Origin of the sequence: Thalassobacillus sp. CUG 92003 (assembly GCF_013618635.1) — a bacterium.
In the GTDB taxonomy this organism is placed as follows: Bacteria; Bacillota; Bacilli; order Bacillales; family Halobacillaceae; genus CUG-92003.
On record NZ_JABLSJ010000010.1, the window covers coordinates 64542 to 90937 of the forward strand.

The 26396-nt window shown below is 44.1% G+C and carries 32 protein-coding genes and 1 other annotated feature; of the genes, 14 read left to right on the forward strand and 18 right to left on the reverse strand.

What is annotated here, in order from left to right:
• Positions 1–95: 95 nt before the first annotated feature.
• Positions 96–785, reverse strand: coding sequence for a response regulator transcription factor (locus HOP45_RS15065; protein WP_181350205.1), 690 nt, complete (start codon positions 783–785; stop codon positions 96–98).
• Positions 786–1203: 418 nt separating this feature from the next.
• Between HOP45_RS15065 and HOP45_RS15070 the strand changes: the two genes are divergently transcribed.
• Together HOP45_RS15070 and HOP45_RS15075 are read left to right on the forward strand one after the other, a co-directional pair.
• Positions 1204–1578, forward strand: coding sequence for an ArsR/SmtB family transcription factor (locus tag HOP45_RS15070; RefSeq protein ID WP_181350206.1), 375 nt, complete (start codon positions 1204–1206; stop codon positions 1576–1578).
• A complete protein-coding gene (locus tag HOP45_RS15075; protein ID WP_181350207.1) occupies positions 1562–3679 on the forward strand; it encodes a heavy metal translocating P-type ATPase in 2118 nt (705 codons plus the stop codon). Before HOP45_RS15070 ends, HOP45_RS15075 begins: the two co-directional genes overlap by 17 nt.
• A 97-nt stretch (positions 3680–3776) precedes the next feature.
• Here HOP45_RS15075 and HOP45_RS15080 read toward each other — a convergent pair whose 3' ends face one another.
• A complete protein-coding gene (locus HOP45_RS15080) occupies positions 3777–4022 on the reverse strand; it encodes a DUF2164 domain-containing protein (protein ID WP_181350208.1) in 246 nt (81 codons plus the stop codon).
• A gap of 273 nt (positions 4023–4295) precedes the next feature.
• Between HOP45_RS15080 and HOP45_RS15085 the strand changes: the two genes are divergently transcribed.
• The 6 genes from HOP45_RS15085 to HOP45_RS15110 all read left to right on the forward strand — a co-directional run bounded on the left by HOP45_RS15085 (position 4296) and on the right by HOP45_RS15110 (position 10148).
• Entirely contained in the window at positions 4296–5543 is a 1248-nt protein-coding gene (locus HOP45_RS15085; RefSeq protein WP_181350209.1) for an ABC transporter substrate-binding protein, read from the forward strand.
• Positions 5524–6381, forward strand: a complete 858-nt coding sequence (locus HOP45_RS15090) for an ABC transporter permease subunit (RefSeq protein WP_181350210.1) — start codon at positions 5524–5526, stop codon at positions 6379–6381. The genes HOP45_RS15085 and HOP45_RS15090 overlap by 20 nt, the downstream gene beginning before the upstream one ends.
• A 178-nt stretch (positions 6382–6559) precedes the next feature.
• A complete protein-coding gene (locus HOP45_RS15095; protein ID WP_255437686.1) occupies positions 6560–7171 on the forward strand; it encodes an ABC transporter permease in 612 nt (203 codons plus the stop codon).
• Positions 7168–8142: an ABC transporter ATP-binding protein gene (locus tag HOP45_RS15100; protein WP_181350211.1), complete on the forward strand. Its 975-nt coding sequence runs from the start codon at positions 7168–7170 to the stop codon at positions 8140–8142. Before HOP45_RS15095 ends, HOP45_RS15100 begins: the two co-directional genes overlap by 4 nt.
• On the forward strand, positions 8139–8783 hold the full coding sequence (locus tag HOP45_RS15105; RefSeq protein WP_181350212.1) for a TVP38/TMEM64 family protein: 645 nt from the start codon (positions 8139–8141) through the stop codon (positions 8781–8783). Before HOP45_RS15100 ends, HOP45_RS15105 begins: the two co-directional genes overlap by 4 nt.
• Before the next feature lie 639 nt (positions 8784–9422).
• Complete coding sequence (locus tag HOP45_RS15110) at positions 9423–10148, forward strand: sulfite exporter TauE/SafE family protein (protein ID WP_181350213.1); 726 nt, start codon at positions 9423–9425, stop codon at positions 10146–10148.
• A 101-nt stretch (positions 10149–10249) separates the two neighbouring features.
• Here HOP45_RS15110 and HOP45_RS15115 read toward each other — a convergent pair whose 3' ends face one another.
• From HOP45_RS15115 to HOP45_RS15125, 3 genes are all read right to left on the reverse strand, one after another.
• Positions 10250–11341: an NAD(P)/FAD-dependent oxidoreductase gene (locus tag HOP45_RS15115; protein ID WP_181350214.1), complete on the reverse strand. Its 1092-nt coding sequence runs from the start codon at positions 11339–11341 to the stop codon at positions 10250–10252.
• 62 nt (positions 11342–11403) lie between these two features.
• Entirely contained in the window at positions 11404–11721 is a 318-nt protein-coding gene (locus tag HOP45_RS15120; protein ID WP_181350215.1) for a thioredoxin family protein, read from the reverse strand.
• 76 nt (positions 11722–11797) lie between these two features.
• On the reverse strand, positions 11798–12613 hold the full coding sequence (locus HOP45_RS15125) for a DUF368 domain-containing protein (protein WP_181350216.1): 816 nt from the start codon (positions 12611–12613) through the stop codon (positions 11798–11800).
• A gap of 602 nt (positions 12614–13215) precedes the next feature.
• Between HOP45_RS15125 and HOP45_RS20765 the strand changes: the two genes are divergently transcribed.
• Complete coding sequence (locus tag HOP45_RS20765; protein WP_370458046.1) at positions 13216–13500, forward strand: CBS domain-containing protein; 285 nt, start codon at positions 13216–13218, stop codon at positions 13498–13500.
• Between the two features lie 237 nt (positions 13501–13737).
• Here the strand turns inward: HOP45_RS20765 and HOP45_RS15135 are convergent, their stop codons facing one another.
• The 3 genes from HOP45_RS15135 to HOP45_RS15145 all read right to left on the reverse strand — a co-directional run bounded on the left by HOP45_RS15135 (position 13738) and on the right by HOP45_RS15145 (position 17295).
• The gene (locus HOP45_RS15135) at positions 13738–15252 is read right to left on the reverse strand and encodes a glycine betaine uptake BCCT transporter (protein ID WP_181350217.1); all 1515 of its coding nucleotides are present in this window, start codon (positions 15250–15252) and stop codon (positions 13738–13740) included.
• A gap of 80 nt (positions 15253–15332) precedes the next feature.
• A complete protein-coding gene (locus HOP45_RS15140; protein WP_181350218.1) occupies positions 15333–16631 on the reverse strand; it encodes a DUF2254 domain-containing protein in 1299 nt (432 codons plus the stop codon).
• Between the two features lie 97 nt (positions 16632–16728).
• A complete protein-coding gene (locus tag HOP45_RS15145) occupies positions 16729–17295 on the reverse strand; it encodes a nucleotidyltransferase domain-containing protein (protein WP_181350219.1) in 567 nt (188 codons plus the stop codon).
• A gap of 113 nt (positions 17296–17408) precedes the next feature.
• On the opposite strand from HOP45_RS15145, the gene HOP45_RS15150 reads away from it, so the two are divergent.
• Positions 17409–17789: a hypothetical protein gene (locus tag HOP45_RS15150; RefSeq protein ID WP_255437690.1), complete on the forward strand. Its 381-nt coding sequence runs from the start codon at positions 17409–17411 to the stop codon at positions 17787–17789.
• Positions 17708–17962 (forward strand): GNAT family N-acetyltransferase, encoded by a 255-nt coding sequence (locus tag HOP45_RS20770; RefSeq protein WP_370458050.1) that lies wholly within the window; start codon positions 17708–17710, stop codon positions 17960–17962. Before HOP45_RS15150 ends, HOP45_RS20770 begins: the two co-directional genes overlap by 82 nt.
• A gap of 32 nt (positions 17963–17994) precedes the next feature.
• Here HOP45_RS20770 and HOP45_RS15155 read toward each other — a convergent pair whose 3' ends face one another.
• From HOP45_RS15155 to HOP45_RS15165, 3 genes are all read right to left on the reverse strand, one after another.
• Complete coding sequence (locus HOP45_RS15155; protein ID WP_370458051.1) at positions 17995–18993, reverse strand: tryptophan--tRNA ligase; 999 nt, start codon at positions 18991–18993, stop codon at positions 17995–17997.
• 47 nt (positions 18994–19040) lie between these two features.
• Positions 19041–19274: a binding site (T-box leader), on the reverse strand.
• 65 nt (positions 19275–19339) lie between these two features.
• Positions 19340–19951 (reverse strand): metal-dependent hydrolase, encoded by a 612-nt coding sequence (locus tag HOP45_RS15160; RefSeq protein WP_181350221.1) that lies wholly within the window; start codon positions 19949–19951, stop codon positions 19340–19342.
• A 109-nt stretch (positions 19952–20060) separates the two neighbouring features.
• Complete coding sequence (locus tag HOP45_RS15165) at positions 20061–20699, reverse strand: Type 1 glutamine amidotransferase-like domain-containing protein (RefSeq protein ID WP_181350222.1); 639 nt, start codon at positions 20697–20699, stop codon at positions 20061–20063.
• 66 nt (positions 20700–20765) lie between these two features.
• Here HOP45_RS15165 and HOP45_RS15170 point away from each other — a divergent pair, with 66 nt between their 5' ends.
• Both HOP45_RS15170 and HOP45_RS20775 read left to right on the forward strand, forming a co-directional pair.
• Positions 20766–20915, forward strand: a complete 150-nt coding sequence (locus tag HOP45_RS15170) for a hypothetical protein (protein WP_181350223.1) — start codon at positions 20766–20768, stop codon at positions 20913–20915.
• Entirely contained in the window at positions 20915–21049 is a 135-nt protein-coding gene (locus HOP45_RS20775) for a hypothetical protein (RefSeq protein WP_255437691.1), read from the forward strand. Before HOP45_RS15170 ends, HOP45_RS20775 begins: the two co-directional genes overlap by 1 nt.
• A gap of 40 nt (positions 21050–21089) precedes the next feature.
• Here the strand turns inward: HOP45_RS20775 and HOP45_RS15175 are convergent, their stop codons facing one another.
• From HOP45_RS15175 to HOP45_RS15185, 3 genes are all read right to left on the reverse strand, one after another.
• Positions 21090–21374: an iron-sulfur cluster assembly accessory protein gene (locus HOP45_RS15175; protein ID WP_181350224.1), complete on the reverse strand. Its 285-nt coding sequence runs from the start codon at positions 21372–21374 to the stop codon at positions 21090–21092.
• Positions 21375–21914: 540 nt separating this feature from the next.
• Entirely contained in the window at positions 21915–22334 is a 420-nt protein-coding gene (locus HOP45_RS15180; RefSeq protein WP_181350225.1) for an organic hydroperoxide resistance protein, read from the reverse strand.
• 75 nt (positions 22335–22409) lie between these two features.
• Positions 22410–22688, reverse strand: coding sequence for a YkvA family protein (locus HOP45_RS15185; protein WP_181350226.1), 279 nt, complete (start codon positions 22686–22688; stop codon positions 22410–22412).
• A gap of 157 nt (positions 22689–22845) precedes the next feature.
• Between HOP45_RS15185 and HOP45_RS15190 the strand changes: the two genes are divergently transcribed.
• Positions 22846–23388 (forward strand): NADPH-dependent FMN reductase, encoded by a 543-nt coding sequence (locus HOP45_RS15190; RefSeq protein ID WP_181350227.1) that lies wholly within the window; start codon positions 22846–22848, stop codon positions 23386–23388.
• Positions 23389–23441: 53 nt separating this feature from the next.
• Here HOP45_RS15190 and HOP45_RS15195 read toward each other — a convergent pair whose 3' ends face one another.
• The 4 genes from HOP45_RS15195 to HOP45_RS15210 form a co-directional block, all read right to left on the reverse strand.
• Positions 23442–24071 carry a lytic transglycosylase domain-containing protein gene (locus tag HOP45_RS15195; protein WP_255437692.1) on the reverse strand — a complete coding sequence of 210 codons (630 nt, stop codon included), beginning with the start codon at positions 24069–24071 and terminating at the stop codon, positions 23442–23444.
• Positions 24072–24681: 610 nt separating this feature from the next.
• Positions 24682–25566 (reverse strand): diacylglycerol/lipid kinase family protein, encoded by an 885-nt coding sequence (locus HOP45_RS15200; RefSeq protein WP_181350228.1) that lies wholly within the window; start codon positions 25564–25566, stop codon positions 24682–24684.
• A gap of 57 nt (positions 25567–25623) precedes the next feature.
• Entirely contained in the window at positions 25624–26064 is a 441-nt protein-coding gene (locus HOP45_RS15205) for a GNAT family N-acetyltransferase (protein ID WP_181350229.1), read from the reverse strand.
• Positions 26065–26066: 2 nt separating this feature from the next.
• The gene (locus HOP45_RS15210; protein ID WP_181350230.1) at positions 26067–26351 is read right to left on the reverse strand and encodes a GNAT family N-acetyltransferase; all 285 of its coding nucleotides are present in this window, start codon (positions 26349–26351) and stop codon (positions 26067–26069) included.
• Positions 26352–26396 lie beyond the last annotated feature (45 nt).

Genomic DNA, 26396 nt, shown 5'->3' on the forward strand with positions numbered 1-26396 from the left:
CCCCCTATCCTTACACTTTCACCTTTATTTTTGACTCACTTCATACTTTAAGGAGGAAAACATAAGAAATGCTTAAGATCATCCTTAAGAAAACCTTAAGATTTAAGTTTATAGCCCATGCCCCAGACTGTTTCAATATACTCTTCCTCCGGGTCGGACTTTAGAAGCTTACTTCTTAGATTACTCATATGGACATTAATCGTATTATCATCGCCATAGAAATTTTCATTCCAAACGCTCTCGAATAAATTGGCTTTTGTGAAAACCTTTTTGGGAGAGGAAATGAGTAATAACAAAATTTCATATTCCCTTACTGTTAATTTCAATTCATTCCCATTCACCGTCGCTGTCTTAAGGTCAGCATCCAATACAAGGTTTTTGTGACGAAACTGATGCGAGCCATGCGCATCCTTTCTTCGATATCGTCTTAAACAAGAATCAATTCTGGCAGAAACTTCCTCCACATCAAAAGGCTTTGTAATATAGTCATCCGCTCCCGTTCTCAAGCTGTCAACTTTTGTTTGCATTTCCTGCTTTGCAGAAATAATAATGACAGGAACATGGCTCGCTTGATTTAAATTCAATAAGATCTGTTCCCCCGATAATCCGGGAAGCATAAGATCCAACAGAATCATGTCCCATTTTTGATTTTCTAAATAAATGGCTGCCTCACTTCCTGAATAGGCAGCCTTGGAAGAATATCCGTTTTTGTTAATGATATTACACAGTAAGCGATTAATATCACTATCGTCTTCAATGACTAAAATCTTTATTAAATCATCCATAAATTTCATCCTCACAATTTTATATCCTTCCTATATTACTAAAGAGGTATAGAAATAGAGACAAAAAAAGAGACAAGGTACCAATCAACGACCAAATCAACTTGAGAGGAGATACCCTGCCTGTACTTACCAGTATAGGATAATATACCTTAGCATATCAATTAAATCAATAGTACCCTCAATTGGAAAGTCTCCCAATAAACGCTTTTTGCGAGCCTAGCTGGTAAGCGGACTCGTCCTTCTAGCATTAAAATTCTCATAAATAGACACGTTTTTTATAAGGCTCTGGATTGCAAAGCTATTTGGGGCATTTTTTAGGTTTAGTGTGGTGGTCCATTTGATACTTGCATTGACATTCAAATGATTGTTTGCATATACTATATACAAACAATCATTTGAATGAAAGCGGGTGCTTGATATGGCAAAGGATAATTGTGATGTTACCTGTATTCACCGCGATAAAGTCGATCGAATAAAATCTGAAATAACCGATCATTCTATACCGGATGTGGGGATGATTTTCAAAGCCCTGGCTGATCCGACACGATTGAAGATTGCTTACGCTCTTGCGATGGAAGCAGAGCTGTGCGTCTGTGATGTAGCCAATATTGTAGAAGGGTCGAATGCGACCGCCTCTCATCATTTACGCCACTTAAAGAAGATGGGACTGGCCAAATATCGAAAAGAAGGTAAACTTGCCTACTATTCGTTAGACGATGACCACGTGAGGCAACTCGTTGAACTTGCCGTCACCCACCACAAGGAGATGAAGGAGCATGTCACAAGCATCTAAAGAAACCTACCGCGTGCAGGGGTTTACATGTGCAAACTGCGCTAGCACGTTTGAAAAAAACATTAAGCGAATTGATGGCGTTGAAGATGCAACTGTGAACTTCGGCGCATCAAAAGTGACCGTCCACGGGGAAGCATCTATTTCCGATTTAGAAAAAGCAGGCTCATTTGAAAATTTGAAAGTGACACCCGAACATTCCTTCACGCCGGGTGAGAACAAGCAATCAATTTGGCAAGCGTACCGGCAGGAATGGTTCACGCTTTTCCTAGTGCTGGCTGGATTTGCCTCCCATCTTACCGTTGGGGAATCCTATCTGACCATTCTCCTCTTCCTGGCCGCTGTCGTTGTCGGCGGAACATCCTTATTCATCACAGGGCTGACAAACATCCGCCATTTACAATTTGATATGAAAACATTGATGACCATTGCCATCATCGGCGCTGTCAACATCGGAGAATGGGGCGAAGCAGCTGTGGTGGTGCTCTTATTTGCCATCAGTGAAGCCCTGGAATCGTACTCCATGGATAAAGCTCGCTACTCGATTCAATCCTTAATGGCACTCACCCCAGATGAAGCATGGGTGAGACGTTCAGGGAAAGAGTTTATGATCCCAACCAAAGACATTCAAGTAGGCGATGTGCTGTTAGTTAAACCAGGTCAGAAAGTCGCCATGGATGGATATATATTAAACGGACATTCTGCTATCGAAGAAGCGGCCATTACCGGCGAAGCGATACCGGTGGAAAAGCGCGTGGAAGATAACGTATTTGCTGGGACGTTGAATAAGGAAGGCTTTCTTGAAGTTTATGTAACCAAAACTTCCGAAGATACGACACTTGCAAAAATCATTCATCTCGTAGAAGAGGCCCAGGCTGAAAAAGCCCCCTCCCAGCACTTTGTCGATCGCTTCGCCACCTACTATACCCCGGCTATTATGATCGCAGCTTTGGCGATAGCGGTGGTCCCGCCGTTATTTTTCGGCGCCGTTTGGTCCACATGGGTTTATCAGGGGCTTGCCGTCCTTGTCGTCGGATGTCCTTGTGCCCTCGTCATTTCAACACCGGTTTCCATTGTGACGGCAATCGGCAACGCTGCCAAACAAGGCGTTTTAGTTAAAGGAGGCGTCTATCTTGAGGAGATGGGAAAAATTCAATCGCTTGCCTTTGACAAAACAGGGACTCTGACCAAAGGCTATCCTGAGGTCACTGACCTGCAGCTTATTCACTCCAACAATGCAAAGCAAACGTTGACCTGGATGGCAGCTTTAGAGACAAAATCGCACCATCCCTTAGCCTCAGCCATTCTTGAAAAAGCAGCCCAAGAAGGTGTGATGGACGCAGCTGAGCAGTTGTCCGTCCACGACTTACAATCTGTAACCGGCAAAGGGATTAAGGCAAGCATTGAGCAAAAGCCGTATTTTATTGGAGCTGTCGATGACATGTCCGCTACCTTACCTCACGACGCAGCATCTAGGGTAGATCAATGGCGCTCGGAAGGAAAAACCGTCATGATGGCTGTTAGCGGGGATCACATTGAAGCACTCATCGCGGTCAAAGATACGGTTCGCGACGATAGCAAGGCCATTGTGCACAGGCTTCACCAGCTTGGAATCAAACACACCATTATGCTCACAGGGGATCACGCTAAGACGGCCGAACAAATGGCGCAAGAAACGGGCGTTTCCCGATATGAGGCTGAACTTCTCCCTCATGAAAAACGTGATTATATTAAACACTATCACCAGCAATACGGCAGTGTCGCCATGATCGGTGATGGCGTTAACGACGCGCCTGCACTGGCTGCCTCCAATGTGGGCATTGCGATGGGCGGTGCCGGGACCGATACCGCTTTAGAAACAGCGGATATTGCGCTGATGGGAGATGACTTAAGCAAGCTCCCTTTCACCGTGAAATTAAGTCGAAAAACGCTTGGGAATATTAAACAAAACATCAGCTTTGCGCTTATCATTAAACTCATTGCTCTCCTGCTCGTCATTCCGGGTTGGCTCACGCTCTGGATCGCTATTGTGGCGGATATGGGCGCGACCTTGCTTGTCACGTTGAATGGACTCAGACTATTGCGTGTCAAAGGCGATGATTAGCCCTAAGAAAGACACTCTTATGTCAAAGAAAGCTGAATGAAATATCAAAATGCCGAACGATTTCGCTGAAATCAGTTCGGCATTTTGGTGAGAATTCTCATCTTCTATTATATGGTTTCTCTAAAGCCAACAAGTCTTCGTCTAAATTCATCACCTTTTGTTCCACCATCTGACGCGCTTCATGAACAGCTTTATTGTGTATGTAAGGCTCCAACTCTTTCATGAAAAAATCCAACAGTTGATCAGCGCCCAACTCCCCCAGCTGCTCCCCTCTTTCAAGCTCGAAGTATGTTTGAATATTCGTGATCACGTGTTCTTTTTCTTCTTTTCTCATGGATACCATCGTACTTCCTCCTTTTCTCAGCCGCAAAGGTACATCGCTTTGCAATCTGCTTGACTAATCGATTCATGTTATCAATAATGATAGCACATCGAACCGTCTAGGAGGTAAGCATGTTAATTTGGAATCCCGCTCATGCCAATCACAACGAATTGAATGAGGACAACGTTAAAGCAAAGCTTCATGAAAGTTATACAGAATGGCTTTACTGATGGAACGATGATGGTGTTCATTGGAGAACACAAACAACGAAGCCTATTCAGCTTAGGAGGCATTATGAAAACAATCACCCATACTATGCTATTATCATGCTTATTTATTCTTGCAGCCTGCAACAGTGACCAAACACAGTCCCCCTCTGATGATAGATTATCCGCTTTGCTCGACCAACCATGGAATAAAATCACAGAAGAGGCTGAGAGCTCCACGGTGAATTTCTATATGTGGGGTGGCGACGAGGGGATCAATACGTATATCGATGAGTGGGTGACTCCCAAACTCAAGCAACAATACAACATAACGTTGAAGCGCATCCCTTTGGACACCCCGGAAATTTTGCAGAAATTAAATAATGAAAAGCGCGCTGACCAAGAAGAGGGCAGTGTCGATATCGTTTGGATTAACGGAGAAAATTTTAAAAAAGCCAAGGAAAACGGTCTGTTAGCAGGGTCTTTCACAGAAAAGCTTCCTAACTTCAATCCCTATTATGATACGGATTCAGATGCCCTACAAACAGATTTCGGAACCAGTGTCGAAGGAATGGAGGCCCCGTGGGGAAAGGTTCAATTCGTTTTCCACTACAATCAAACAAAAGTTGATTCCCCTCCGGAATCGTTTAAGGAGTTAAAAGCGTGGATTCATGAACACCCTGGCCGTTTCACCTATCCCAATCCGCAAAGTTTTACCGGTAACGCCTTTGTTCGGCACCTCCTCTATAAACACGCCAGCGAACCTGCCGACATTTACAATCAGCCGTTAGACAAAGAACAAATAGCACCTGCCGCCGAAGGAACATGGAATTACTTATCCGATATCAAACCCGATCTGTGGCGCGAGGGTAATCATTATCCTAATTCACTGACAGAACTTGACCGGCTTTACAGCGAAGGTGAGGTGTGGATAACCATGGGGTATAATGAGGCGCGGGCAGAATCGTTGATTGAAGATGGGGTCTTTCCTGATTCCACACGTTCGTTTGTGATGAAACCGGGATCGATCGGCAACACGCATTTTCTATCGATACCGTATAACAGCACCAATATGGCGGGTGCTATGACAGCCATTAACTTCATGCTGAGTCCTGAAGCTCAACTTGAAAAATTGCAGCCTTCACCCTGGGGAGAAAACACGCCGATTCAACTGGACCAACTAGATCCCGAGCAACGAGAAGCGTTTAAAAACGTGAAACGTGGTGAGAGTGTGCTGCCTCAGGAAAAATTGGAGACAAGCTTCTTGCCGGAATCAGACGCCGCTTACGTGGATTGGATCAAGGAGCAATGGTTTAATGAAATCGCTCAAAACTAAACCTTACCTTATATTATTAGCACCTGGACTCTTATTCCTCGTGCTTCCTTTTTACGCATGGGTAGCCGGAGTTGGTGAAAGCTTCGGTTTTGAGGATTCACCGACACTCGCCTACTATTCGGACCTCTTTCATTCCGAGCGGTTTCTCGCTTCACTGGGATTCAGTTTAAGAACATCACTCGTTGCTACGATCCTGGCTGACACAATCGGCTTTTTGATTACAAGATGGTGTTATGCAAGTTTAACGACATACGCTCACCGCCTGACGGTTTGGCTCCCGATGCTCTTTCCGCATTTTGTATGGGGATATGTCGTCATTTTAATCGTATCTGAAACGGGAGTGGCCGCTCAGTTATTGGAGCAATGGGGTTGGATCAGTTCGGAGGCATTTCCGGTCCTTACCCGTGACCAGCACGGCATCGGTATTATTCTGACGTATGTCTGGAAGGAAGTCCCGTTCGTTATTTTAATGCTCTACCCTGTTTACGCCACGATGTCGAACGAGTTGAAAGACGTAGTGGCCACGGTAGGCGGAGGGCGATTCCAACAATTCAAGACCGTGGAATGGCCGAACATACTTCCGACGCTTTTCGAGACATCCCTCATTATTTTCTCGTTTACGTTAACTGCTTATGAGGTGCCTGCATTACTAGGAACAACGTTTCCCGAAATGGTCTCGGTCTTAAGCTATCAATGGTTTTACAGCAGTGACTGGGACGAGCGTCATTTGGCATTTGCCGCCATGGCTCTGTTCAGTATGATCATTCTATTCGTGACATTGATCGGCTATCTCTTCCTTAATAAAAGAAGATGGCTCATGACGAAAGGACAATCATGATGAGGCACATTAACATGCCAAAGCTGTTATTCCGAGCTGTCGCTATGCTCCTATTCATCGGACCGATTGGCCTTTTGATATTCAAAAGTGTGACGTCGCCGGGGATTCCTCATTGTCCGTGAACGGCTGGCACACGCTTTTGAATGAACCGAGGCTCTGGGAGGCCACATACTGGTCTATGTTGATTGGGAGTCTCGTGGTCCTGGTTAATCTGATCGTTGGGGGAATGACAGGAAAGGCACTCGCATTGTATGATTTCAAAGGCAAATCCGTCTTGGAAACTCTTTTTCTCGCTCCAATTTTAATACCTATCATTCTGTTAGCTATGGGGGCCCATTTGGCGATGATTCGCTTAGATTTGGCCGGGACTTGGGTCGGAATTGCCATCATCCACTTGATTCCGACCCTGCCCTACAGCATCAGAATCATGACAAATGGTTACCACCAAATCGGACGTCTGTGGCTTGAGCAATCAGAAATTCTCGGAGCAAGCCCTGTCAAGAAACTTCTGACCATCGAACTTCCTTTGCTGAAACCCGCCATTCGCAGCCTGGTGTTCTTAGTCATTGTCATCAGCCTTAGCCAATACGCCATCACAGCTATCATTGGCGGCGGTGAAGTGTTAACCCTGGCTTTAGTGTTTTTTCCTTTCTTGGATACAGCCGATACGTCTGTGCTGGCCGCTTTTTCACTCTGGTTCGCCCTGGTCCCCCTGATTATGTATATCCTGGCAGAAACCTTTTTATCATACCTGCCTTATCACGGTAAACGTTGGAGGAAACACATATGAACCCACATACCCTTGAATTGACACAGGCTGAGAAACAATTCGCTTCCAATACGATATTCCACGACCTTTCCTTCCACGTTCATCAAGATGAGGTGCTCAGCATCGTCGGTCCCTCAGGAAGTGGCAAAACGACACTTCTGCGCACCATTGCGGGACTGGAAGGGCTGTCTCAGGGACGTATTATCCTGAACGGAAAGGATGTCACTCGGCATAAAGCGCACCATAGAGCCATCAGCTTCGTTTTCCAGCAGCCGTTATTATTCCCTCATATGAATGTGTGGGAAAATATTTCCTACGGGGCGAAGTTGAATAAGACCCACAGCCACGCTAAAACAGAAGATTTACTACGCTCAGTTGACCTTGCCGGGTATGAAACGGCTTACCCGTTTGAGTTATCAGGAGGACAAAAACAACGTGTCGCGCTAGCCCGGTCCCTCGCCATTGAGCCCTCCCTCCTGCTTTTGGATGAACCTTTCAGCAGTCTGGATCCCACGTTACGACACGGGTTAAGGTACTGGGTGAGAAACTTGCTGAAAACCAAAGGCATCACAGCTGTGTTCGTTACCCACGACCATGAGGAAGCTTTGCTGATGGGAGACCGCGTTGCTGTTTTTCACGAAGGGACCTTCCAACAAATAGGCAAGCCTGACCAGATTCATGAGTATCCAGCCAATCCTTATGTGGCTCGTTTCCTAGGCAGCCATATCATTTTGGATGACGACCGTTATGCTCCGTTGAAAGCTTGCTATGTAACAACAGAAACGCCGGCTGATTCCGTCCTCTCGTTAAGCGGAACGGCCGACCATATCACGTATCATCACGGCCAGCGGCTCGGGCACTTATATCTTCCTCACATTCACGAACGCATTGTGCTGCCGATTCCGCTCCACGTGAGCCCAGGAGAAGAGATTCGGATCAACGTCCCGCGCGAGCACATTCAAACCTTTTCAAAAGCGAGGTACTCTGAATGAATCGGACGCGTATCATGCGAGCCGCGGCCTTCCTTATCCTATTCATCGGGATTGTTTGGCTTATTCGAAGCCGTTTAGACATCACGCCCCAAGAGATCAGAAGCTTTGTTTTGTCTTTTGGCTTATGGGGGCCGCTTCTGTTTATTGGGGTGTATGCCATCGGCCCTCTGGTCGTCTTTCCGACCTCCGTTCTATCATTGGCGGCAGCCTACGCTTATGGCATTTGGCCGGGCATGCCTTATATCCTCCTTGGGGCCTCCGGTGCCGCTATCACCGGTTATGTGATGGGGCGGTTCTTTGGGGATTCCGTGCTGCAATTCCAGCACTTCAAATGGGCAGACACCATTTATCATCGGATTAGCGAACGCGGTTTTCTCTATGTTTTTATTCTTCGCCTCATTCCGATCGTCAGCTTTGACCTCCTTAGCTATTCAGCCGGAACCACCCGCGTTCGCCTGCCGGCATTTTTAGCGGCGACTTTCTTCGGTATGATTCCCGGAACGTTTGCCTATAGCTTTCTTGGTTCAAGTTTATCCAGTGGAAATTGGAACTTAATGATCATCGCGATTAGCCTCTTCATCGCATTATTGCTCGTTGGGTTTCTCATGCGTAACAAAGTGAAACAATGGTTGAACCTCTAACAGGTTGCTTTAATCAAACGGTAGGAGAATCGTTTTATTAAAATGCCTCTGTAAAAGATTGCTGTTGATATTAAAGGGCAGGATTGTGGAAGACTTGATTTCGAGATGTTTGTGGGAGTGTAGGGCCGTTGGGGAAGGATTCGCTTTCCTGCGGGGGAACTGGCAAGCCTCCTCAGGCTTCGCCTTCCGGGGTCTTGCCTTGCTCCTTCTTCCGCGGGAGTCTCACCCTTCCCCAACGGCCCTTGCCATATAGGCTTCTCGAAATCATTTGGTTGCGCATCAGCCTATAGGGAACCGATAGCACATATAATCACGAGTATGAAAGCTTTTTCAGTCAAAGCTTCCTGTTACGGAAGGTCGTTTCGAGCACATTATGATTGTATGGTGGATGGGAAAACGGTGAGATCCCGCAAGGCGTAGCCTGAGTAAGCTCACCCCATGCCCACGGAAAGCGATCCTTTTTCCCATCCAGCATCCGCATACACAAAAGTCTCGAAACTGAGCCTTCAAATAAAGGGGCAATTGTTCAATATATACGAACGCTTTTTTAACTAACGGAGCAGGATAATTGAATTAGATTGGGTAGGTATCATAGCGATAAAAAAATACTAATTCAATTTGATAACTAGGAGGTCTGTTTTGGGAACTGAATTAATTTTTATATGTATTATATTAGTAGCCTCAGTACTACAGACAAGTACAGGTTTCGGTTTTTCCATAATGGCGACACCTTTCTTGCTGTTGTTATTCCAACCACAAGAGGCTATACAAATAAACATAATTTTATCTTTAATTATCTCAATATCAGTAATTTGGAAATTAAGAATGGACATTGATTTTATACTACTAAAAAGAATTACTTTAGCAAGTATAGTTGGTGTCCCTTTTGGTATTTTATTCTTTATTTCCATTAACATTAGCATCTTTAAATTAGTAGTTAGCATCCTTCTCTTAATATTAACAATGCTACTGATATGCAATTTTAAGGTTGAACCAACAAAATCTAGGGATTACATAGTGGGTGGGTTATCAGGGCTTTTAACGACAAGTATCGGTATGCCAGGACCTCCGTTATTGCTTTACTTTACAGGAACTGATACTGAAAAAGGTAAGTTGAGAGCAACAACATTAGCTTTTTATCTGTTTATATATTTCATTAGTCTAATAACTCAAATAATCTTTACTGGAACTAATAAAATAATATGGGAATTAAGTCTTTATGCAATTCCAATAGTGTTTCTCGGTTTATTTATAGGTCAAGTTATTTTCAAATGGCTTAATCAACGGATTTTTAGAATATTTACATATATCCTTTTGAGTTGTACTGGTATTTTTCTTCTTATTGAAAGTTTGAGTTCGTTATAATATCACCACTAAACTTTATCAGAGCCATTAAAATAAAGGACACGCTCTGAGGTTTTCTACTCGGAGCGTGTCCTTTATGCTAGATCTATTTTTGGGGTTGGTCATTCTACTTTAAACCGATTCATAAATTCCCGATCTATTTTATTCTTTAATTTCCACGCCTGTTTACTGTGATAGCATAATGCACCGTAGATCATAAACCCTCTTTGGTACCCGGTCGATAAGATATAGAGGGCTTTCTTTTGGGGCTGATATACCTCAAGGGTTTCTTTATGAACAGCGTGCTTAATGTTCTGCCACAAGACTAAACCCTGTTTGACAGCATAAACCCCGCTTTTTGACAGATCGGGGTATTCTTCCATCGTGGCGCAATCCCCAGCAGCAAACACGTGTTCATGGCCTTTGAGCTGTAATGTGTTTTCGACTAAGGCAAACCCTTCTGCATCCGTCGGCAGGCCTGACTCATAAAACAGAGGCGGGGCTATTGCGCCTCCAAGCCAGAGAACTTCTGTATGTCTGATCTTATTTCGATTATTGGTGATAACATGATCCTCATACACAGACTCTACACGTTCACCATTCCATACTTCGATCCCGTATTTTCGCATCATTTTCAACAGTTTAGCAGAGGTGTGCTTAGGTTCGTCAGGCAAAAGGCCTTCCGAACTGACCAGTCTTACGTTCCCCTTCCGACCATTGCGGCGTTTCCAGGCTTGTATGGACAAAGCGAGCTCGGCTCCCGTTGCGCCTCCCCCGACAATCAAAGGCTGGCGTTGTTCACGAAGTGTCTCGATCTGATCGGCAAAATTATGGTTCGGTTTAATGGCCTTATCTGCTGGGGTGCCGTGACGTTTCGGTGGTACATTCACCGAACCGATATCAAAACTGATAAGGTCGAACGGATAAACGGACCCATCCTCACAAATCAATTTTTGTTGATCAGGGTGGACGCAACTGGCGTTCTTTTCGATAAAGTTAGTGTTCGCTTTTTCACAGAAATCCTTTAAGTCAATACGAATATCATCTAGGTTATACAGCCCTTCTGTATAACCGGAAAACATGCCAGAGTAGTATTGGTAGCGGGAGGATGATATAAGACAAATCTGAAGTTGGTCCTCTCGTTCTTCGTAATACGACTTGATAACTTGCAGGTGAGCATGTCCCCCACCGACTAAAAGGACCCGTTTTGTCATTGGTCATTCCTCCTCTTGATGTAAACAAGCCCACATAAGAAGTTATGTGGACTTGGTTGACTTTAAAGGTTTGATGCCAGAAATTGCTGAACTTCTTCCGGCGTTTTAGCTTCGGCACTGTGAAGATGGGCGATCTTTTCACCATTTTGAAAAACGAGCAGACTCGGAATCCCCATCACCTCATATTTTTCACCAAGCTCAGGCAATTCATCACGGTTCACATCAAACCAATCATACTTGCTGTATTCCTCTAATATATCTCCAATAAACATTTCCATCCGACGGCAGTCTGGACACCAATCTGCTTGGAACTTCACGATGACTGGCTGATCTCCACCAATGACATCGTTAAAATGATTCACACTTTTAATTGACTCCATCTTCGTCATCCTTTCTCCATAATTATATCCATGCTCTATCATAATGGCTGCACATTGTCTTTGTCGTGTAATGTGCTTATTTATACTCAAATCGACCGAGCAGCCACGCCGTTCCTAAACCACCCAAACACGTTGCGACACTGGCAGCTAATAGCCCCGGGGTGCTTGGAAGACCCGGGAAAACCACCACCACAGAACCAATGACGAGTCCGATGATTACGGCATATGTCCCAGAGGTGTAGCGATCCAGGAAAAACTTCACAACTTTGCTCATCACCACAATGCCACAAAGGATGCCCAATCCCACTATCATGATAATATCAAACTTGAAATTTGATATCCCATCAATGATGGTCGTATACATACCCATTATCAGCAGCATGAACGACCCACTGATGCCCGGGAGGACCATAGCACTGCTGGCAACGAATCCACCAAAAAATAACGATATGTAATCCGGCATGTTTAAGTTCTGCATCGCTTCGGACTCTGAAGTTTGGAAAATCACCATAGAAGCCACCAGGACTGCCCCTATCAAGAGTAAGACGTAATGCCGGGTGACAAAGTTATGCTTCATGTCCGCTTTATGTGTTAAATACGGCAAGACACCGACGATCAACCCCAGGAAAAAGAATTTAGTCGGCCCCGGATAATGTTCAAATAACCAATCAATGACGTTGCTTAATAATAGAATCGATAGACCTATACCGAGCACGAGCGGGATCATAAATGATAGATGTTTCTTCCAATCTTTACTGAATATGCCGTTTACTGCTTCAATCAAACGGTCATAGATGCCGAGGACAACGGCGATCGTCCCTCCGCTTACACCAGGGATGACATCACTCGCTCCCATCATCAAACCGCGATATATATTCTTCCATTCCCACATGAGTCATCGTTTCCCTTCTCTATTCAATATCTGAGGATCTTAATCATTTTACCAAACTTCCCCCATTTGAAAGAAGCATATTTTTGACCTAGTCGGTTTTTCCTTTGTATGCGCATCCTTACACGCTATTCCCATAAATGTCAGACGCAAACCTTACGAACGTCATATAGTATGAAGGGAGATTTTAATATATTCAAGTTCCTGCCAAAAAAAATGTTAAAAATTGCCTTTAACCCTAATTTATCAGTTATTTCAACCTGAGGAGTTACTCAATGCTCCGCGAAAACAAGTCCAATTCTGTAGTCACACTTAAAGCCCGCATAAACACGTTTATATTTATAATTATATTACAGTAGTTTTGTTAGGTTTACCTTTTAAAACAGTACGGGTATTGATGAAATATAGATAAGGTTAAACCCTTTTCTAAAATAATTTTGGAGGTGGGTAAACATGGGAGATAACAAGTTCAAGACTGGTGAAAAAGGACCAGAAAGCGGATCGAAGGAAGTAATCCTTCTGACGATTTGACCACTTTTCGAAACAAATGAAAGATTGAAGACGTAGGCTTACTCCCCATTATCGATAACCATAAATATACGAGAGTGGTTACAGATCGAGATATTGTCGTAAAAGGCTTAGCGAAGGGCAAAGCTGAAAATGTAAAGGCTTCTGATATTATGACCGAAAATATTATCTCAGGCTACCCCCAAATGGACGTGGAAGAAGCTGCTCAGTTAATGCAAGAACATCAGATTAAGCGTTTATTAGTCATAGAAAATGGAGAGGTCCAAGGCGTTGTCTCTTTAGGCGACTTAGGAGCAAAGAAAGCCAGCCAAATCGCTGGAAACATTCTTAGTGAAGTCTCTAAAGGAGAGAATTACAATTAAACGTAAGTGTTGGTATAAAAACAAAAAATGCCTGCCTTTTTCAATTTTTCAAATGAAGAAGGCAGGCATTTTTTCAGCAAATTAAAGTCCTCGTCCCCCCTTGACTGATTACCCGCTAAAACAAATCTTCTTTAACTCCCGATATCGACTCTTTGTGTATTCCTGCTGCAACTCCCTATAACCGTCTCCACTCTTACCCAAAACAGCCCGCTCAATTGTTGAACGGGCTGTTGTAATTTAAGCTGTCGTTTTATTTTCGTTTTTTTCCTTTTCTATAATGGCTTTGTCCTTCTGCAAGGTTTTATAAAAGGAAATCACCATCATGACCATGATAATGGAGAATGGGAACGCTGCTGAGATGAGGGCGTTTTGCAAGGCTTGAAGGCCACCCGTATACAGCAACACCGCAGCTGTTGCTGATTGCAGGATCCCCCATGCAAACTTGACCATTTTCGGCGGGTTCAGCGAGCCGCCTGTGGTCTGCATCCCCAGCACAAACGTTGCTGAGTCGGCCGACGTAATAAAGAATGTGCTGATCAACAACATCGCCAGGATCGACATGATGATGGTCAGTGGGTAGTAATCAAATGTACCAAACAAAGCTTGCTCCGTCGCCAAACCGGCAATATCAGCTGTATTATTCTGCTGGAGGTTGATGGCTGACATCCCAAAGGTCGAAAACCAAAGGAAGCCCACTACTGTCGGCACGAGCAATACGCCTGTAAGAAATTCTCGAATCGTCCTTCCTTTTGAGACACGGGCGATAAATATCCCGACAAATGGTGACCAGGAAATCCACCAGGCCCAGTAAAAGACAGTCCAGTTATTGATCCATGCTTGATTTTCATCATTATTCGGCGCTAGCCGAAAACTCATGGACGGTAAATTTTGTATATATGCTCCAATGCTGTCGGTAAAAATATTCATAATATACAGCGTTGGTCCGACAATCAGCATGAGTGCAAACAGCACGACAGCCAGAATCATATTCGTGTTGCTTAGCCACTTGATGCCGCGGCTAAGCCCGGTATACGCCGACATCATGAATAGAACCGTCACAATTGCAATAATAATCAACTGGACACTGAACGAATTGTCGACATTTGTTAAATAGGAAAGCCCGCCATTGATTTGCGAGGCACCGAACCCGAGCGTTGTCGCCACACCTACAACCGTGGCGAACACAGCGATAACATCAACCACGACTCCCCACGGACCACGCATAGCTTTTCCAAATAGCGGCTCCAGAGTTGCGCTGATCAGCCCCGGTGCTCCTTTGCGGAATTTAAAATAGGCCAGGACCATGGCGACAATAGCGTAGATTCCCCAGGCATGAACACCCCAGTGGAAAAAGGTGAATTGCATGGCTTCTTGCAATGCAGCCACTGTTTCAGGTTCAGCTGTCGGGGGGTTCGAGGCGTAGTGAAAAATCGGCTCGGCAGCGCCCCAAAAGACAAGTCCAATTCCCATTCCCGCACTGAACAGCATAGACAGCCAAGTCGGATAAGAATATTCAGGCTTATCCTCTCGTTTTCCTAATTTAATTTTTCCATATGGGCTGACAATCATATAAAGACAAAAAATTACAAACAGTGCAACGATGACAAGATAATACCAGCCAAAATTGACGGAAATAAACATTTGAATATCACTTGTCAACGATTCAAAGTTATCCGGGGCGAACGACCCCCAGATCACAGCCATTAACGTAATAGCCAGCGTAATCCAAAACACAAGCGTAACCTTTTTCATGAGTGTGCTCCTTCCTGATGTCAATCAATCATATCGTTTATTATGCGTCATCAGGAAGTAGCTATACTCACGAGTGGCCGTTACGATTTATTGCACGCTTGCTTCAGTTTGTCGATTTGATGGCGGTAATGCTCATGATCCAGTTCATCTAACGAGTCTTCATCTACGACTTTGTCCATATAAATGGCAAACCGCCACACATCGTCTTTCACATTCTGTTTATTCACCACGGAAATCTTATATAAGGCTTCCATTACACCGTTAATTACTGACAAGTCATGGCTGCCGTACGTCCGGATTTGGTAGAAGCTCTTGTAAAGATACTCTTGATAGGATTTGGGTTCCATGATGAAACGGAGGGCCCCCTCATCATCTGAATAGTAGCGTATCGGCTCGTACCTTTCTCCAAGCTCCGCTAATAATGAACCGATCCGATTGATGCAATTGGCTGCAGTATGTGGATCGTTGATGCTTGGGGAAATAGCTTTAACTGATATTTCAACAAGTTTTTGAATTGAAAATTCAATATCCTTCAAGTCAGTCCGCTCATTGCCGATCATCACGTAAAAGTTACATTCATTTTCATCGAAGTCTGACTCTTCCTGCTTCCAAAATTTAAATAACGGCATACTTTTTTGAATGTAGTCCCCTATTTGAAAGTTCGCCTCAAGCAATACATTATGCTGCTTGGCCCAGTTAATCAGTGGATTCATTTCCACGTTCTGCATATAACCTGACTGGGAAGCATAAATCGTCCCATAATCTGGCGCTTTCATATTATCAAGTTCCTGTTCATCCCAATCACTTGCTTCGTGCTCCTTCTTGTTTGAAAAGGTCTGGTTGATCATGTTGGATGTACTCTTACGAATTTTGCCTATTAAATTATTGACTTGGACAAATCGTGAAGAGTGGTGAATAAAGAGCACAAAAAAAGCTAGACACGCAATCGCCACCATCACGGTGAAGAACGGTGTCAGTAAACCTTTTTCTTTCCCATTGTTCAACAAAAGCAAGTTCAATAAGGAAAATATGAATCCAAAGGAGTAAACCCCCATGACATGCTGCGTGAGACGGCTTTTCATAAAGTCCTGCAGGGTCCTTGGAGAAAACTGGGTCGAATATGTTGTCAATACCACCATTATGGTCGAAAAGCTGATCGTGGTCATCGTTAAAATGGAGGTGATCAGCGCACTATACAGTGATTTGGCGATATTGGTATTCGTTAATAGTATAGACGGAACAGCGCTCTTGATCGATGGAATCATCCAGAAATCGATTGCTGTAACAAGAAAGACAGCAAACAGAGAAATAACACTATAGACGGCTGGCAAAAACCAAAATGTGTCTCTTACTTTTAAAAATATTGTATTTGTGTTCATAGCGCGTACACTCATTTCTATTAAAGTATCTAGTAACTATTTCCGTGCTTAGCGCCATTGAAACTGGGGATTTTTCCATGGCCTAACATAAATAGCATTAATATAAGAGTTGTTCCAGCCATCTGTGTTGGGGATAGCATTGGATTAAAGCCTGTTTCAACCATTCCTTTTGCCGTTCATTCAAAAACGGGAAAACGTTTTGAAAATCCGCTTCATCTTTATCACTAGTCGCTTTCGCTTTATATAACAGGACTATCTCCGGATTCAAATAAGGAAAACCTTGTTCCGAGCGCAAATGCATATGAGACAACGGGTAAGTGATATCATGGTTACGGCGGAATTGCCAATAACGCCCCTTCCGCTCATTCAGCAATATTTCCAAATGATCCTCCTCGTGGTTGACATGGATTTCATGGAGCGGTTGTGCTAAATGTTCCATTAAGTCCCATTCGACCAATTCCTTCTCTTTCGCCACCTTAACCGTCCAACCTTGGAACAGACGTTGCAATTCCCGCTGATCTTCTCTGAAAACCGCTACTTCAATGTCGTGGTGCTCCCGGGTCACCTCTCCGATATGAAGATCAATGGCCCATCCTCCGGCAATCAGCCATTTGCCTTCATAACCTTGCATCCAATCCGCTGCACGTTGGCATAATTCAAACATCGCATTCACCTTCCTCTTCTATTAAGCTTCCCTCTGTTTTCCTATCTATAACCATAATGGGCCATCCTCTATGTTAAACTAACACCATTACAATGCACCGGAGGGATCACACGTTGCTGAAAGGCCAATTAACCGAACTGCACCCTGTTTCACGCAACGATTTACCTTACATGTACGAATGGGACAATGATGAAGAGCTGACGATTTTAGCCTCAGGCTCTAAGTCTCCATGTCGAAATAACAACCCGCTAGAAGCCCTAGAAGCTTATTATGATGAAAACTTAACCTCCCATCATCTATGGGAGCATGGGAGGCTTTTTATCATTCATACCATCAGCAGCTGCGACACCATTGGAAAATGTGATTACCGCGACCTGATTTCATTACCCGGAGCGCTCGCATCGGGATTACTATCGGCGAACGCGAATACTGGGGCAGAGGATATGGCCGAGATGTCCTCCAAACCTTGCTTCACCACCTTTTTAACACGTTAAACATCGAACATGTGCAAGGGGAGACGTGGAGTGGCAATCATCAAGCCATCCGCTTCTATGAAAAAGCCGGGTTCGTGCACGAAGGGAGACTGAGACGCAACGAATTCGTCAACGGCCAATACTACGATACCATCCTCATGGGTATCTTGAAGGAAGAATATCAACAGCAATAAAAGAGCTCCTGATCATTACAGGAGCCCCTTCTCTATTTCAGCCCTACCCGTTTTTTCACGGTGTGCATCATGGTTTGCGCTTCGTTTCGCGCCCTTCCTGCCCCTTCATGCAAGAGCTGATCGATTTTTTGCTGATCATTCATCAACTCTCGATAAACAGAACGGGGCGTTTGCAACGTTCGATTCATGACACGAAATAACTCTTCTTTAATTTTGCCGTACCCTATTCCCTCTTGATAAGACCGCTTCATCTGGGCGATTTCTTCATTTGTTGCAAACTCCTGGTACAACGTAAATAAGGTTGAATTGTTTGTATCCTTAGGCTCATCAGGTCCCTTAGAATCTGTAATCACACGCTTGACTAATTTCTCCAGGACATGTTCCTCAACAAACAGCGGGATGGTGTTATCATAACTCTTACTCATCTTCCGGCCGTCCAGACCAGGCACCACCGCTCCATGTTCATTGATAACGTGAGAAGGTAGCTTGAACGTATCTTCATACGTACGATTGAACGCTCCGGCAATATCTCGGGCCATCTCAACATGCTGAACATTGTCCTTCCCTACCGGAACTTCGTCTCCCTGGAACATCAGAATATCAGCGGCCATCATGACAGGATAATTGTATAGCCCCATATTGATTCCATCATCCGCTTCCCGGTCGTGTTCCATATTTTCACTCACTCTCGCTTTATAAGCATGAGCTCGGTTCATTAAACCTTTACTCGTTACGGAAGCTAATATCCATTGCAGTTCCACCAATTCCGGCACTTCGGATTGACGATAAAATAACGACGTATCAGGGTTGAGCCCCAACGCAAGCCATGTAGCTGCCACTTCATACGTCATTTCCTTCAATTTACGCGCATCATGGACAGCATTCAACGCATGCAGATCCGCCATGAAATACATCGTTTCACGTTCAGGGTTCTCGGCAAGCTGTAAGGCCGGTTTAATCGCCCCAATGTAATTTCCTACATGCGGTGTTCCCGTCGGTTTAATACCTGTCACAGTCCGTTTCACAAGGATCTCCCCCTAATTAAATTATCGCGGCATGCATAAAAAACCCCATCCTGGAAAAGGACGGGGTTCCGTGGTGCCACCTTTGTTCGCGGCTTTTAGCCACGCACTTTTGTGCCATAGCGATCACTATGGCGTCTCTTATATCGGCGAGACTTCCGTCATCCCTACTATGCTGTTCAGGATAATTGCTCCAAAGTCCATTCAATGGTCCGCTCTGTTGATTCTCACCCACCATCAACTCTCTTAAAGAACGACATCCACCTACTCGTCTTCATCAACGCAAGTCAATATAGTTAAAAGCATCATATCCAATACCGCTTCTTTCGTCAAGTTGATCTACAAGAAAAGTCTGTTAAAAAATTTTCATGATCAGGTACCAGCTGTTCAAAACCACTAAACCTGTCACAATACCCTTCTCGATCAGGGAGCCGGTCTTAAATGTAAAGAAAAAACGAACGTACTTGGAGGAAAAGGGATAAAAAACCGGTATACCTTTTTTCGTAACAAAATCCCCGACTAAGTGTGAAAAAGCGCCCGCAAGCAGCCCGTGTAAATAAAACCAGGGCAAATCTAACCATTGGACGATCACATAACTATACACCCACAAACAACCGATAAAAAATAAGGAATGCGTCGCTTTCCGGTGACTTTTAATCATAACAAGAACCGGGAGCATGAACATGACGAACACTTTCAACTCGTCCCGGTACCGATTCAACCATTCAGGGAAAAACAAATAAGCGGCCAAAGCTGTAAAAAACAGCAGCATTAATAAACGCCAGAACTTGTTTCCCAGCCGGGAACGGGGTGAATCAATATCAGGCAGTAAAGACCCGAATAAAACAAAAACAAAATACAAAACCGTATGTAAGGGCATTGTCGGAACCATTCCAAAGCCTTGTAAGACGGTAATCGCCATGAGCCCGAAGGTGAATCCAACAACCTGGTGTCCTGTTGCCATCATGATAGTCTACCTCATTTTCACTAAAAGTATGACTCTCCAAAATCACGGACTGAGTCATCTATCAGCTTAATACAAAAACATACGTTCGTAAAGAGCGGAATGCCTGTAACTACTTAAAAATACCGGCCTGACCATAAAATTCCCACCCTTCTTCCTTCACCACCACGCCGCTCCCATCCTCGCAGGTGACAACGGGTAAATCTCCTTCAATGAATGAATGCAATTGTTCCTGCTCATATTTCGTTCGTTCATAATGAGGATAAAAATGCATGCTGGCCAATCCGAAGCTGCCATAATCGCTTTTAGACAAAGGAGACTGCGATTTATACTTCTCATCTACGATATCTGCTATGTCAATCCGCTGCGTCATGATCATAGCGCCAGCACTGGCTCCAATTAAAACGCCACCCTCACGGACATAAGCTTGCAGCCAAACGAGCATCTCTGTTTGTTTCAGACAGGAAAGAAAATGAAACGTGTTGCCCCCTGATAAAAAAATAGCATCACATTGGCGCAATTCCGGGAGTAAGGACGCGTCATACTCACGGTCCACATCAACATAAACGTAATCCTCAAATCCGATTCGCTTAAATTGATCCCACGCCGGGTGAAAATACGTACGAGATTCATCTGTCTGAGAGGGGATATAGCCTAGTCGGGGGTTGTCTCCATCAACTTGGCTGATCATACGGTCTTCCAGATCTGGCACGAGCGATTGTTTGATGTCACTAAGTAAAATGGCCGTCATATTTATCTCTCCTCGCTTGATATGGTAAATTAATGTTAAATACATAAGGATAAAGGAGTTTATGCGATGTCTGGCCATGCAGAGGAACGCCTGCAATATGATGGTGCTCACGTGATGGGCATTTTGATCCTGTTTAAGTTCAGTGAATTCTTAAGTCTTCCTTTATGGTCTTTAAGTGTCTCGATTGGCGTTTATATGCTAGCGGCCCTTTTATAATGAAAAACGTCAGAGAAGCGATGTATTGGTTCACAACTTACTTATTCGGCGTGACCGGCTATATCCTGCTCAATTACTTAGACCCTCACTATAATTGGCTTTATGAGGCGGCCCGGCCTCTTGGACTCAGCTAATAAAGAAGGGTGCAACCATTTTGGCACACCCTTTGCTCCATTAACATGAATCCTCTGGTAGACCGAGCATTTTGAATTTCGGTCCTTCCATTGTCTGTTTTCCATCAATCACTAATTCTTCCGTTAAATAAATGATTTTCTGATCGATTGCCACCGGAATGGAATTAATATTCTCCAATTGATCCTCAGCCTGGGGTTCCTCTAACGCCATTCCCAGCTGTGGTTCGCTGCATCCATATCCGGCAAAATAGATGCGAAGACAACCGCCACTCTGATCTTTGAGTAAGAGATCGATCATATCACGTGCTTCATCTGTAATTTGCATACACGCTCTCCCCTTTTATCTATACCATACCACATGAATCCTTCAACTCTGAAATGATTGAGCCTTTACGGCGCTCCTTCCACCTTTGATTTAACTTTTACGAAGACATAGCGACTTTTTGGAGAGATAGTTAGCAGCTTCAGGATTTTCAAATCAAATTTTTTTGTAAAAAGGAGCATGATCGTGTTATTAACTTCATTAAGTAAGCACATAAAAATAGTGAATAGTGTTCTCATTATTGTCGCCATTATAATTTTTTCTTTGAACGTTGTGAATAGGACAGAACACTATCTCATATATGGAATTATAATCAACTGTATTTTAGCCCTCCAGTTTATGGTTAATGGAGTATATATATTCCATAAGAAGCGAAGCTGGTCACTTATGTTGATAACGGCGTCGATTCTGATTACGTTCATTACTATATTGGAAATGATGTTATATTATTAAAAAACATGCTGCAGCCTGAGTACGTGTTACATTTCACTTAACCGTTTAATAAAGCCCCTCGCCGAACTGGCAAGGGGCTGATATCTTTACTTATACTGCTTTTGCCTTCAGTTGTACATCGATGTTGCCGCTAGTCGCTTTGGAATACGGGCAAACTTTATGAGCTTCGTCGACAAGCGCTTCCGCTTCATTCTGGCTGACGCCTCTTACTTCTACATGAAGCACAACGCCTATTTTAAAGCCGTTATCAGACGAATCCTTAAGCAAGCTAACATCCGCTGTCGTCTCAGAATCAATTTCCTGATTCTTCTTACTAGCAACTAAATTCAATGCACCATCAAAACAAGACGAATACGCGGCAGCAAATAGCTGTTCAGGGTTGGAACTATTCTTCTCAACGCCATCTCCTGGCATGGACAGATTAAGGTCAATTAACTTGTCACTTGAAGTGACATGACCGTCGCGTCCGCCTTTTGCTGTTGCGTGTTCTGTCAGAATTACATCACTCATTCTAATCACTCCTTGTTAGAATAACGATCTCACTTAATAGATGTACCTCATAATGGGCAAAATCAAACATCTCGTTTATGAATCAAACCCATGTTTTTCTCTGATCCAAGCTGGTGCCATCTTCACAATCTGCTGAAGTACCAAGGTGAACACCGTGACATCATCCACAATCCCCAGCAAAAATAAAAAATCGGGGATTAAATCAAAAGGCAGAAAAAAATACCCCACAATCAACGCGATCGAGAAAAACTTACGAGTGAAGGGAACGTCCCCAGACTTAAAAAAATCAACAAGAAACGGGATAGACTGCTTAACATTAAATAAGAATTTGATGCGTTTCCAAAATCGCCACATAACGATTCTCCTTCTCTAACATTCATGAGTGAGCCCCTTCCCTGTCAGGCAGGGTGCGTTGCTTAATCAAAATGAATGATTTAACATTATGATTGGATTATATATCAACACACGTAACAAAACCGAATAGGATAACCAGTAAAGGAGAGAAGCAAGCATGAAGATTTTATTACTTAACGGTACGATTGTCGGTGATAAAACAAAGGCATTGCTCGAAGAAGCTGAAAAATTTGTCACCCAGTTATCTGACCGTTATGATACCCATATTTTAAACTTGGCAGACTACGACTTGCAATTTGTCGATGGCCGCCCAAATGAAGAATATAATGAAGATATGCAAAAACTTATCCAGGCTATCGAATCAGCCGATGCTTATGTGATCGCCACGCCCATTTTTCAAGGCTCGATACCCGGCACCCTCAAAAACGTATTCGATGCTGTTTCCCCTCTTTCCATGCGATATAAACCAGCCTCCATCGTTGCTAACGGGGGCACCCAGCAGCATCACCTGGTCATCGAAAATCAACTCAAACCGATACTGAACTATTTCCGCTGTCTCGTGACGCCGAACTACGTCTATACCCACACCAATCACTTTTCAACCCAGGGGGAGCTGATAGACGACGATGTCATCAACCGCCTGAAAGAAATGGCGCGCGTGTTCCATCATTATATCAACATGAGTCAGGAACTGAAATAAAGTGAATCGGCAAAAAAAGATCGCACGCCTCTCATTAGGCGTACGATCTTTTTTTAAGCGAGTCCGAGCACTTTTTTCACATACTGCTGTGTTTCTTCAAATGGAGGCACCCCGTTGTGCTTGTCCACATTACCTGGCCCCGCATTGTATGCTGCCAAAGCCAGCTTAGCATCGCCATCATAACGATTAAGCATATCCTTTAAATACTTCGTGCCGCCCATTACATTCTGACGAGGATCAAAAGCATCCGTCACCCCTAACCACTCAGCTGTTCCAGGCATGAGCTGCATCAAACCTTGAGCACCTGCATGACTGACGACATCAGGATTAAAATTCGACTCCGCTTTGACAACCGAGCGAATTAAACTGGCATCCACACCATGCTTCTGAGAAGCTTCTTCAATCAACGCATCAATCTCTTTGTCTTCCACCTCTACCTCAGGAGGCTGCGTGATGGAAGCTGATTGTACCTTAACAGGCTGTTCCTGAAACAAAGGCAGAGAGTTAGAGTTAGTCTGAGACGGTTGATTATCCGCGTACTGTGATATAGCCGACTGAAGCATGCTCTGAAACGCCATTTCCATCATCCCTGAACGCTGTGACGAATTGCTCGATTGGGATGTGCCATGCAGCATAGACATGGCGTATGACTGCCACAAATAGTTCATTCGATTAATTTCCAAGGAGACCCACCTTCTTTATTCAAAAATGTTATCTATAGTTTACAGTAATTTCATCTATATATCTATGGAAAACTGGAAAATTGCGTTATCATTAACATACTCGTGAACACAGGAGAGGGTACTATTTTATTCATTCTATTAGGTTTCCTAGTCGCTAGCTTGATTTATTACGTCATAAAAATGAAACGATTGAAAGCAGAGGGCGTGCAGATATACGACTTTAAGCTACACCTCACACCCCTCTGTTTCTATTTAATCGCCCTTATTAATATGGCAGCTGAATTCCTGGACTTAAGAGGCATCATAAGCTGGACTCTCACCATGGTGCTGCTTGGTTTAGCCGCTTATTTTACAAAATACTTGCACACACCAGAAAAACAAACGCAAAAATGAGCCCCTGACAATAAGTCAGCGGCTCATTTTTCATTTATCATCGGTCCGCTTCGCCTTATCGTCGCTTCGAGCTCATTTATCGGCGCTCCAGACCAGATTATCATCGCTTGCGAGCATTTTGTCGTCACTCGACCCTTTATCATCGGTCCGCTTCACTTTATCGTCGCTCCGACCTCGTTTATCATCGCTAGCGCAGACTTTATCATTGATCCCTTCTTCATTCAGGTACGATCACACGAATGTGAGAAGGTTTGACGCTGATTTCAACAGGAAGCCGATCGCCTTCTTCACCGTCAACATTTGTGATGAGATTTTCAGAGGAATCTACTTTCAGGTGCGTAGCGGTAAAATAGTCAACATCTTTATCTTTGCGCAAATTCCCACGTAATACAGCCGTTACGAGCGTTGCCAGACGCATGACGTTGACGTTTTTAATGATATAACAATGGAGCACCCCGTCATCGACGTCCGCTTCTGGCGATAGTTTTTCAAAGCCGGCAGTCGAGTTCGTCAAGGCTGCTAAAAACAGCAGGGATTCTCCTTCCCATGTGCTTCCATCATGGTCGACTGTTAACGGATAGGATGGGTTTGTCGAAAGGGTTTTGAATCCTTCAATAGCGTAAGCAAGCGGTCCTAGTTTGGTCTTTTGTTCCTTTGTAACCTCATATGTGGCCTCAGCTATGGCACCGACTGCTACGATATTGACGAAATATTGATCGTTGAACTGGCCGATATCCACTTCCCTGCTCGCGTCTGAACGCAAGTCTGCAATAGCCTGTTCTGGATCAAGGGGAATATTGAGGGCACGGGCAAAGTCATTTACCGTTCCTAAAGGGATAATTCCTAGCTTCGGCCGGTGTGCTTGATCGACAAGTCCGTTAATGGTCTCATTTAAGGTCCCATCGCCTCCGAGCGAGACGATTAAATCGAATTCGTCTTTGCACGCATCCATGCAAAACCGTGTAGCGTCCAGTTCTTTTTCAGTCTGACTGACCCGTACTTCATAGTCTTTTTCCGTTAATATTTCTTTTATTTCGTCTATGTAACTTACCGCCTCTTCTTTTCCCGAGGACGGGTTAACGATGAGCATCGCTTTTTTCACAGCTCGGCCTCCTGTAAACTAGTTGATTCAAACGCCACCTAAGGAAGGTGGCGTTGGTCACCTTAACTTTAGTTGATAATGTCCGTCGCGCTTTTCGAATCCATGGGCTCTTAGAAATCCAGTGTCCCCTTTATCAGTGGCATAAAGCATACTCGTACCTTGCTCTTCCATCCACTCTATCGCTGACTGTATCAATTTCGTCCCGACACACGTATGGCGATACCATTCTCTTACGAAAATTTCTTCAATCCAACCAGTATGTGAGGATGTCATAGAGGCTAACACATAACCATAGACGATGCCATTCTGCTCGGCCAGGCGAAGGTAATGTGCTGGTGTTTCCTCCATGATACAATCTGCTGCCCAGTATTTACGCTCTCTCAGCTTCTCTTGGTGATTGTTTGTGAATGAACGCGTTTGGGTTTCGGTATATTCCAAAGCTAGTCTGGTGAATTCCAGCAGATCCTTATCTCCTGGTTTTCGAATACGCACTGTCATGCTTATTCATCATCCGTTTTCAACACATCGTGATAATCCGGCGTTTGTTCTAGAGTGTCTCGCGCAAATGAGCAGACGGGATCAATCTTCAAACCTTCTTCCCGTGCATGTTCGACTGCTTTTGCGACTAATTTTGAGCCTAATCCTTCTTCCCGTTTCGAAGGATCCACAAATGTGTGGTCGATCACCATTGTCTCATCATCTGTTTCTTCAAAGTGAATTTCAGCATCAACACGTGATTCACTGCCGATATAAAAGCGATTCTCTCCTTGTTTGATATCTGACATATAGCATCATCCTTTCTGCAATTCTCATACCCGGAATGACTTTGC